Raw genomic sequence first — 7,443 nt, 5'->3', positions numbered from 1 at the left:
CCCATCGGGGACTTCGGGTAGTAGGTGCCGCAGTGGAACGGCTCGGCCTCCGGGGTGAGGAAGCACGTCATCGGCCAACCGCCCTGGCCCGTCATGGCCTGGGTGGCTTCCATGTAGACGGCGTCGATGTCCGGTCGTTCCTCCCGGTCCACCTTGATGTTGACGAAGTGCTCGTTCATCAACCGCGCGGTCTCGGGGTCTTCGAACGACTCGTGCGCCATGACGTGGCACCAGTGGCAAGCGGCGTAGCCGACGGACAGCAGAACCGGCACATCGCGGCGCCGCGCTTCAGCGAACGCTTCTTCGCACCAGGGCCACCAGTCCACCGGGTTGTCGGCGTGCTGAAGCAAGTAGGGACTCGTCGCGTCTGCTAACCGGTTCGCCATGCCTCCAGCCTCCCACTGGGCAAACAGGGGCGCATCCTTGCATCCTCGGCTTCAACAGCACCATCTTCTGCCATGCACCGACGAACAGACGCTGGGAGCTGACCTATGACCGCCGAGACCATGCGCGCCGCTGTGCTGCGGGGCATCAAGGACATCGTCGTCGAGCAACGACCGACTCCCGTCCCCGGTCCTCGAGAAGTCCTGGTGGAAGTCCGTTCCGTGGGCACGTGCGGTTCGGACACGCACTACTACGAGCACGGCAGGATCGGCGATTTCGTCGTGGAGGGTCCGCTGGTCCTGGGGCACGAAGCCAGCGGTGTGGTGGTCGCGCGCGGCAGCGAGGCCGAGAAGCACCGGATCGGCCAGCGGGTGGCGATCGAACCCGGAATGCCGTGCTTGTCGTGCCCGCAGTGCCGCACCGGGCGGTACAACCTGTGCCCGCGCATGCGGTTCTTCGCCACGCCCCCGGTGGACGGGGCGTTCTGCGAGTACGTCGCGGTGCACGAGGAGTTCGTCTACCCGGTGCCGGATTCGCTGTCCGACGACGCCGCTGGGCTGATCGAGCCGCTGTCGGTCGGCGTCTGGGCGTGCCAGAAGGCCCGGGTGTCCCCCGGGTCCAGGGTGCTGATCACCGGCGCCGGACCGGTCGGTCTGATCACCGCGCAAACCGCCCGCGCCTTCGGCGCGAGCGAGGTCGCGATCACCGACGTGAACCCGCACCGGCTGCGCCTGGCCGCGGAACTGGCGGACGCGGTCACCGTCAACGTGGCCGAGCAACCGCTCTCCGAAGCGGGCCTGGAGCCGGAGGTCCTGCTGGAGTGCTCCGGGGTGCCGAAGGCGGCCGCGGAAGCGATCCGCACGGTGGGGCGCGCTGGTCGGGTGGTGCTGGTCGGCATGGGCGGGGACGAACTTCCGCTGCCGCTGTCGCACGTCCAGAACTTCGAAATCGAACTGACCGGGGTGTTCCGGTACGCCAACACCTGGCCCACCGCGATCAGCTTGGCCGCGTCCGGAAAGGTGGACCTGGACCGGTTGGTCACCCACCACTTCGGCCTGGACGAGGTGGAGCAGGCGTTGACCGCGAGCGCCCAGGACCCCACCGCGGTCAAATCCGTGGTCGTCCCGTCCCGGTAACCGTCCCGGACAGCGAAAACCGGCTCCCGGGTGTTCCCGGGAGCCGGTGCGCGCGGGCGCGGTTCAGCCGCGTTCGTCGTCGTCCGGTCCGCTCCCGTCCGAAGCCGTTCGCTTCTGGTCGGCGGGTTGATCCTCCGACCGCTGCTCCTCGTCCTCCTCCGAGCTCCCGGCTGCGGCGCGCTTGCTCCGGGCCGGGGCCGCCGCGGCGGCGCGCTCCTCGTCGAAGGTGTGCGGCACCTTCTTCAGGTGCCGGGACATCGACAGCACCAACAGCACGATGCCGATGCCGAGCAGAATCATCAGCACCAGGCCGAGCGGGGACGCCTTGCCGAAGTCCTCCCCCTGGCCGCCCGGCGCGTCCGGCGGTGCCTGGGCCAGGATCAGAGCGAGATTTGCCTGGGCGTTCATGTGCTGCTTTTCTCCTGCACTCCGGAGAACAGGTCGTCCTCCGGCAACGTGGTGTCGACCAGCGACCGCACCAGCTCGTAGTCCTCGTACGGCCAGACCTCGCGCTGGATGTCCAGCGGGATCGCGAACCACCGGCTGTTCGGGTCGATCTGGGTGGCGTGCGCGCGCAACGCGTCGTCGCGCACCTCAAAGTATTCCCCACACTCGACCCGGGTGGTGACCCGGTCGAACGGGTCGGGGCGCTTGGGGTCCCAGTTCTTCAGCCACTCCTCGTAGGGCGATTCGATGCCCCGCTCCTTCATGGCCTGGTGGCACAGCTCCATGCGCTTGCGGGAGAACCCGTGCGAGTAGTACAGCTTCAGCGGCTGCCACGGCTCGCCGGTGCCGGGGAACTCGTCCGGGTCCCCGGCGGCTTCGAAGGCCGCCACCGAGACCTCGTGGCAGCGGATGTGGTCGGGGTGCGGGTAGCCGCCGTTCTCGTCGTAGGTGACGACCACGTGCGGTCGGAACTCGCGCATCACCTCGACCAGGGCGCGCGTGGGTTCCTCCAGCGGCACGGTGGCGAAGCAGCCGTCCGGAAGCGGCGGCGGCGGATCCCCCTCGGGGAGCCCGGAGTCGACGAACCCCAACCACCGGTGCTGCACGCCGAGGATCTTGGCCGCTTTCGCCATCTCCTCCCGGCGGATGGCCGGCAAGTTCGCCGCGACTTCCGGCTTGTCCATCGCCGGGTTGAGGATGCTCCCGGCTTCTCCGCCCGTGCAGGTGACAACCATCACTTCATGGCCTTCGGCCACGTACCGCGCGGTTGTTGCGGCTCCTTTGCTGGATTCGTCGTCGGGGTGCGCATGCACCGTCATCAGACGCAGCTTGTCCGCCATCGCCCGGTTGTCCCTCCCGCTGAACAGCAAATCTTCCGAACACCCGGCCCCGTTGCATGGCCGCACGACACCCCAGCGATACTTAACGTGGATGCCGACGCCATTGTTCCTGGTGGCCCGGCACCGATTGCGCCAGCCCCGCCCAACGGCGGGTTGGTGTTCTGCAGTTCACAGGCGGAGGGCTGCCAACCGTGACGCAACCGCAGGTACCAGCCGACCGGTACGGCAAGCGCGCCGAGCAACGGCCGCGCCGCGGTCTTCGCTGGCTGCTCGCCACCGTCACGGTGCTGCTCGGGCTCGGAGTGGCCTACATCGGCTACCAGAACCAGGGAACGCAGCCGATCACCGGAGAGCAGGTCGCCTTCGACGTCCTCGATGACCACTCGGTGCACATCACCTTCCGCGTCGTCCGGGACGACCCGAGCAAACCCGCCGACTGCGTCGTGCGCGCCAGGGAGGAATCGGGCGCGGAAGTCGGCCGGAAGGAAGTTTTGATCCCCGCCGCGGACGGCCCGGTTACTCACGAAACCGTGTTGCGCACCTCGGCCAGAGCAACCACGGGGGAGGTGTTCGGCTGCACCTACACCATTCCTGAATATTTGTCCAGCAACGCGCGGCCGGTTGGGTGAACAGCGCCCTCGGACGATAGGGGAGAAAAAATTCCTATCCCCGCGCGTGCGGTTCCGTGCTATCGTCGGCCATAGGCACGGCCCGAGCGGGCCGTGTTTTTCCGTTCCTAGCGCCCCCCTGCAACGGGACTGGGAAGGCCCGCGAATAGTGCGGCCGTGTCGACAAGGAGTGGTGACCGTGAGCGATACCCAGGTGACCTGGCTGACCAAGGAGGCTTACGACCGGCTCAAGGCCGAGCTGGACGAACTCGTGGCCAACCGCCCGGTGATCGCTGCGAAGATCAACGAGGCCCGCGAAGAAGGTGACCTGCGGGAGAACGGTGGTTACCACGCGGCGCGTGAGGAACAGGGGCAGATGGAGTCCCGCATCCGCCAGCTGCAGGAGCTGCTGCGGAACGCCAAGGTCGGCGACGTGCCCACCGAGTCCGGCGTGGCCAAGCCGGGTTCCGTGGTGACCGTCCGCTACGACGACGACGAGGACGACGTCGAGACCTTCCTGCTGGCGACCCGCGAGGAGGGCGCCTACGGCGACCTCGAGGCGTACTCGCCCAACTCGCCGCTGGGCAGGGCCCTGTTGGACGCCAAGGTCGGGGAAACTCGCGAGTACGAACTGCCGAACGGCGGAACGATGAAGGTGACCCTGCTGAAAGCAGAACCTTTCCGCGGCTGAATTTCCAGGCTTCCGGTGCGGGCATCCCAACCGGATGCCCGCACCGGTTTATGTGGCCGAAATTTTTCCGCAATTCCGGCTTGCCGCCGGTACAGCTGTGGTAAATCGATACCACAGTGACAAGAAATCCGGAAGAGGAATTGTGTCCCGTCTGCAGGGGGCTTTTGAACGGGGACGAGTCACTGCTGCTCCAGCAGTGGTATTTCCGGAAAAAATCTTTTTGCTGCTGATCACCGGTCGCGTCTTCCGCTTCGGCTCGGGCTGCTCCGCGCTGAAGTGGAAGACGTGACCGGGTCCGGTCCCGCCCCGCGCGGCGACCGACCAGCTCACCGGCAGGTGCGGCCGCTCCGCGACGCGAGCGCGGGGAAGATCAGTGCTTGGCGACGATCACGAAGCCAGCGGACTCGAGCTCGGAAATCACGTACTCCTGGTGCTCCGCGCCCCTGGTTTCCAGCGATATCTCCACGTCGACCTCCCCCAGGGCCAGCGCGCCGGACACCCGGGAGTGCTCGATGTCGAGCACGTTCACCTCGAGCTCGCCGAGCGTGGTGAGCATCCTGGCCAGCACGCCCGGCCGGTCGGGCAGCCGCACCCGCAAGGACAGGTACCGGCCGGCCGAGGTCATGCCGTGCCGGATCAACTGGTGCAGCAGCAGCGGGTCGATGTTCCCGCCGGAAAGCACCAGCGCAACCGGGGGTTCGACCTGCTCGGGGTTCTCCAGCAGCGCTCCCACCGCGGCCACCCCGGCCGGTTCGACCACCTGCTTCGCCCGTTCCAGGCACAGCAGCAGCGCTCGGGAGAGCCCCTCCTCGCTGACCGTCAGCACGCCGTCCACGAACTTCGACACGTGCGCGAACGTGATCTCCCCCGGAATGCCCACGGAGATGCCGTCGGCCATCGTCTGCGGGTTCTCCAACGCCACCGGTTCGCCCGCGGCCAGCGAAGGGGGCCACGCCGCGGCCTGTTCGGCCTGGGCGGCGAAGATCCGCACTTCCGGGCGGCTGGCCTTGACCGCGGCCGCGATCCCGGCCACCAGCCCGCCCCCGCCGGTGGGCACCACGATGGTGCGCACCTCCGGCAGCTGCTCGAGGATCTCCAGGCCCACCGTGCCCTGACCGGCGATCACGTCCGGGTGCTCGAACGGGTGGATGAACTCCGCTCCGGTGTCAGCGGCGTACTTCTGCGCCGCGGCCAGGGTTTCCTCCACCACCACGCCCACTTGCCGGACCTCGGCGCCGTAGGACTTGGTCGCGGCCAATTTCGGCAGCGGGGCCCGCTGCGGCATGAACACCGTGGAGCGCATGCCGAGCAGGGAAGCCGCGAGCGCGACTCCCTGGGCGTGGTTGCCCGCGCTGGCCGCGACCACCTTGTCGGTCTCGCTCCGGGCGCTGAGGTTGCTCAGCCGCACGTAGGCGCCTCGCAACTTGAACGACCCGGTGCGCTGCAAGTTCTCGCACTTGAGGTAGACGTCCCCACCGCACAGCTCCCCCAAGAACCGGGAGTACTCCAGCGGGGTTCGCCACACTATCCCAGTCAGCTGCTCAGCGGCAGCTTCGATCTGAGCGGAATCCACCAACCGCATGGGTTCATCCTGCCACCGCGGTTCGCCGGCTACGTCCACTTTCACTTCGGTACCCTCGAAGAACACCACGTTCGGCTGGCACAAGCCGGTGCGGCGGACAAATCCGGTGGGGAGGGATCCATGCCGCAGCCAACGCCTTCGACCAGCACCGCCGCGCTGGTCGCCGGCATCGCCACCGCCTCAGCGCTGTCCGCGGCGGCCGTGGTGGCCGTGCTGAACGCGGGCTGCGACGACCCCGGCAGCTACCGGTGGCGCGGCGGCGCCGTGGAGCTGGTCGGCGGCTGCCTGCAACCGGAGGACCTGCCCGTGGTGCCGCAGCCGGCGGAGCCCACCGCCCCGCCGGTCGACATCCCGGCCCAGTAGGTCAGCCCAGCGCGGCCAGCAGGTCGTCCACCAGGTCTGCGGCGTCTTCGATCCCGACCGACAAGCGGACCAGGTCCACCGGTACCTGGAGCATCGAACCCGCCGTGCTGGCGTGGGTCATCCGACCGGGGTGCTCGATCAGCGACTCAACCCCGCCCAGCGATTCGGCGAGCGTGAACAACCGGGTCCGCGAGCAGACCTGCAGCGCGCCCTCCTCACCGTCGGCGTGGATGAACGACACCATCCCGCCGAAGGAGCGCATCTGCTTGGCCGCCACCTCGTGACCGGGGTGCTCGGGCAGCCCGGGGTAGAGCACCTTCGCGACCTTCGGGTGGCCCTGCAGCGCGGCCGCCACCCGCTCCGCGTTGGCGCTGTGCCGGTCCATCCGCACCGGCAGGGTCTTGATGCCGCGCAGGGTGAGCCACGCGTCGAACGGGCCGGGCACGGCTCCGGCGCTGTTCTGCAGGAAGGCGATCTGCTCGGCGAGCTCGTCGTCCGAAGTGATCACCGCGCCACCGACCACATCGGAGTGTCCACCGATGTACTTCGTCGTGGAGTGCACCACCACGTCGGCGCCGAGTTCCAGCGGCTGCTGCAGGTAGGGGGAAGCGAACGTGTTGTCCACGACGAGCTTCACCCGCGCGCCGCGGGCGATTTCGGCCAGCGCAGCGATGTTCGCGATGTTCAGCAGCGGGTTGGTCGGTGTTTCCACCCAGATCAGCTTGGTGTTGGGGCGCAGCGCGGCCCGAACGGAATCCACATCGGACAGCGGAACCGGGGTGTACTCCACGCCCCAGCCGGACAGCACCTTGTCGATGAGGCGGAACGTGCCGCCGTAGGCGTCGTCCGGGATGATCATGTGGTCACCGGGGCGCAGGACGGCCCGCAGCACCGCGTCGGTGGCCGACATCCCGGACGCGAAGGCCCGGGCGTACCGGCCGCCCTCCAGCTCGGCCAGGCACTGCTCCAGCGCCGTCCGGGTGGGGTTCCCGGTGCGCGAGTACTCGTACCCGCTGCGCAGACCGCCCACCCCGTCCTGGGCGTAGGTGGAGGTGGCGTGGATCGGCACCACCACCGAACCGGTGGTGGGGTCTGCGTCCTGCCCTGCGTGAATAGCCCGGGTCGCGAAGCCATCGCTCATACGGAGCAGCGTAGCCGCACAACCGGCGGACGGCCGAAGTGACCCGCGAAGAAAGAACGGCTCCCGCCGAATGGGCGAGAGCCGCGTTCGAGGTCAGTGGTTCACCACTGCTGCGGGGGCTGGCCGAAGCCACCCGGACCGCCCTGCGGCGGCTGGCCGAAGCCCTGCTGGACGAGGTGGCACCGAACCTGCCGGCGGGCAAGCTGGTCGTCTCGATGTGCGCGGGCCACCTCGTCCAGCAGGCCGCCGATG

11 protein-coding genes are annotated in these 7,443 nt (G+C 68.5%); 6 read left to right on the top strand and 5 right to left on the bottom strand.

Translation table 11 applies throughout. The features are described from left to right. On the bottom strand, positions 1-386 hold a 386-nt coding region (locus tag SREC43747_RS0118465; RefSeq protein ID WP_029722868.1), incomplete at its 3' end, for a DUF255 domain-containing protein. A gap of 105 nt (positions 387-491) precedes the next feature. Here SREC43747_RS0118465 and SREC43747_RS0118460 point away from each other — a divergent pair. Beyond that, on the top strand, positions 492-1,520 hold the full coding sequence (locus SREC43747_RS0118460; protein ID WP_029722867.1) for an NAD(P)-dependent alcohol dehydrogenase: 1,029 nt from the start codon (positions 492-494) through the stop codon (positions 1,518-1,520). Positions 1,521-1,583: 63 nt separating this feature from the next. Here SREC43747_RS0118460 and SREC43747_RS0118455 read toward each other — a convergent pair whose 3' ends face one another. After that, complete coding sequence (locus SREC43747_RS0118455; RefSeq protein ID WP_051388148.1) at positions 1,584-1,928, bottom strand: hypothetical protein; 345 nt, start codon at positions 1,926-1,928, stop codon at positions 1,584-1,586. Then, on the bottom strand, positions 1,925-2,806 hold the full coding sequence (gene mca / locus SREC43747_RS0118450; RefSeq protein WP_029722865.1) for a mycothiol conjugate amidase Mca: 882 nt from the start codon (positions 2,804-2,806) through the stop codon (positions 1,925-1,927). Before mca ends, SREC43747_RS0118455 begins: the two co-directional genes overlap by 4 nt. A 191-nt stretch (positions 2,807-2,997) precedes the next feature. Between mca and SREC43747_RS0118445 the strand changes: the two genes are divergently transcribed. The 3 genes from SREC43747_RS0118445 to SREC43747_RS21185 all read left to right on the top strand — a co-directional run bounded on the left by SREC43747_RS0118445 (position 2,998) and on the right by SREC43747_RS21185 (position 4,394). Continuing rightward, the gene (locus SREC43747_RS0118445) at positions 2,998-3,435 is read left to right on the top strand and encodes a DUF4307 domain-containing protein (protein WP_081722685.1); all 438 of its coding nucleotides are present in this window, start codon (positions 2,998-3,000) and stop codon (positions 3,433-3,435) included. A gap of 178 nt (positions 3,436-3,613) precedes the next feature. Continuing rightward, positions 3,614-4,105 (top strand): transcription elongation factor GreA, encoded by a 492-nt coding sequence (greA, locus tag SREC43747_RS0118440; protein ID WP_029722863.1) that lies wholly within the window; start codon positions 3,614-3,616, stop codon positions 4,103-4,105. Between the two features lie 34 nt (positions 4,106-4,139). Next, complete coding sequence (locus tag SREC43747_RS21185) at positions 4,140-4,394, top strand: hypothetical protein (RefSeq protein WP_152528473.1); 255 nt, start codon at positions 4,140-4,142, stop codon at positions 4,392-4,394. 81 nt (positions 4,395-4,475) lie between these two features. Here the strand turns inward: SREC43747_RS21185 and ilvA are convergent, their stop codons facing one another. Further along, positions 4,476-5,687 carry a threonine ammonia-lyase gene (gene ilvA, locus SREC43747_RS0118435; RefSeq protein ID WP_029722862.1) on the bottom strand — a complete coding sequence of 404 codons (1,212 nt, stop codon included), beginning with the start codon at positions 5,685-5,687 and terminating at the stop codon, positions 4,476-4,478. 120 nt (positions 5,688-5,807) lie between these two features. Here ilvA and SREC43747_RS0118430 point away from each other — a divergent pair, with 120 nt between their 5' ends. Further along, the gene (locus SREC43747_RS0118430) at positions 5,808-6,050 is read left to right on the top strand and encodes a hypothetical protein (RefSeq protein WP_029722861.1); all 243 of its coding nucleotides are present in this window, start codon (positions 5,808-5,810) and stop codon (positions 6,048-6,050) included. Position 6,051: 1 nt separating this feature from the next. Here SREC43747_RS0118430 and SREC43747_RS0118425 read toward each other — a convergent pair whose 3' ends face one another. Further along, positions 6,052-7,191 carry a cystathionine gamma-synthase gene (locus SREC43747_RS0118425; RefSeq protein WP_029722860.1) on the bottom strand — a complete coding sequence of 380 codons (1,140 nt, stop codon included), beginning with the start codon at positions 7,189-7,191 and terminating at the stop codon, positions 6,052-6,054. Positions 7,192-7,229: 38 nt separating this feature from the next. Here SREC43747_RS0118425 and SREC43747_RS20000 point away from each other — a divergent pair. Beyond that, positions 7,230-7,443, top strand: a 214-nt coding sequence (locus SREC43747_RS20000; RefSeq protein WP_037332574.1) for a hypothetical protein, incomplete at its 3' end; no start/stop codon positions are given.

The sequence above is a fragment of the Saccharopolyspora rectivirgula DSM 43747 genome, assembly GCF_000497205.1.
Classification (GTDB): Bacteria; Actinomycetota; Actinomycetes; order Mycobacteriales; family Pseudonocardiaceae; genus Saccharopolyspora; species Saccharopolyspora rectivirgula.
The sequence above is the reverse complement of the archived record's forward strand: the minus strand, read 5'-3'. Positions and strand labels throughout refer to the sequence as shown.

Coding starts and splice junctions, on each gene's coding strand:
- SREC43747_RS0118430 (WP_029722861.1), top strand. CDS start 5,808: ATGCCGCAGCCAACGCCTTCGACCAGCACCGCCGCGCTGGTCGCCGGC.
- SREC43747_RS21185 (WP_152528473.1), top strand. CDS start 4,140: ATGCCCGCACCGGTTTATGTGGCCGAAATTTTTCCGCAATTCCGGCTT.
- SREC43747_RS0118455 (WP_051388148.1), bottom strand. CDS start 1,928: ATGAACGCCCAGGCAAATCTCGCTCTGATCCTGGCCCAGGCACCGCCG.
- mca (WP_029722865.1), bottom strand. CDS start 2,806: ATGGCGGACAAGCTGCGTCTGATGACGGTGCATGCGCACCCCGACGAC.
- SREC43747_RS0118460 (WP_029722867.1), top strand. CDS start 492: ATGACCGCCGAGACCATGCGCGCCGCTGTGCTGCGGGGCATCAAGGAC.
- ilvA (WP_029722862.1), bottom strand. CDS start 5,687: ATGCGGTTGGTGGATTCCGCTCAGATCGAAGCTGCCGCTGAGCAGCTG.
- SREC43747_RS0118425 (WP_029722860.1), bottom strand. CDS start 7,191: ATGAGCGATGGCTTCGCGACCCGGGCTATTCACGCAGGGCAGGACGCA.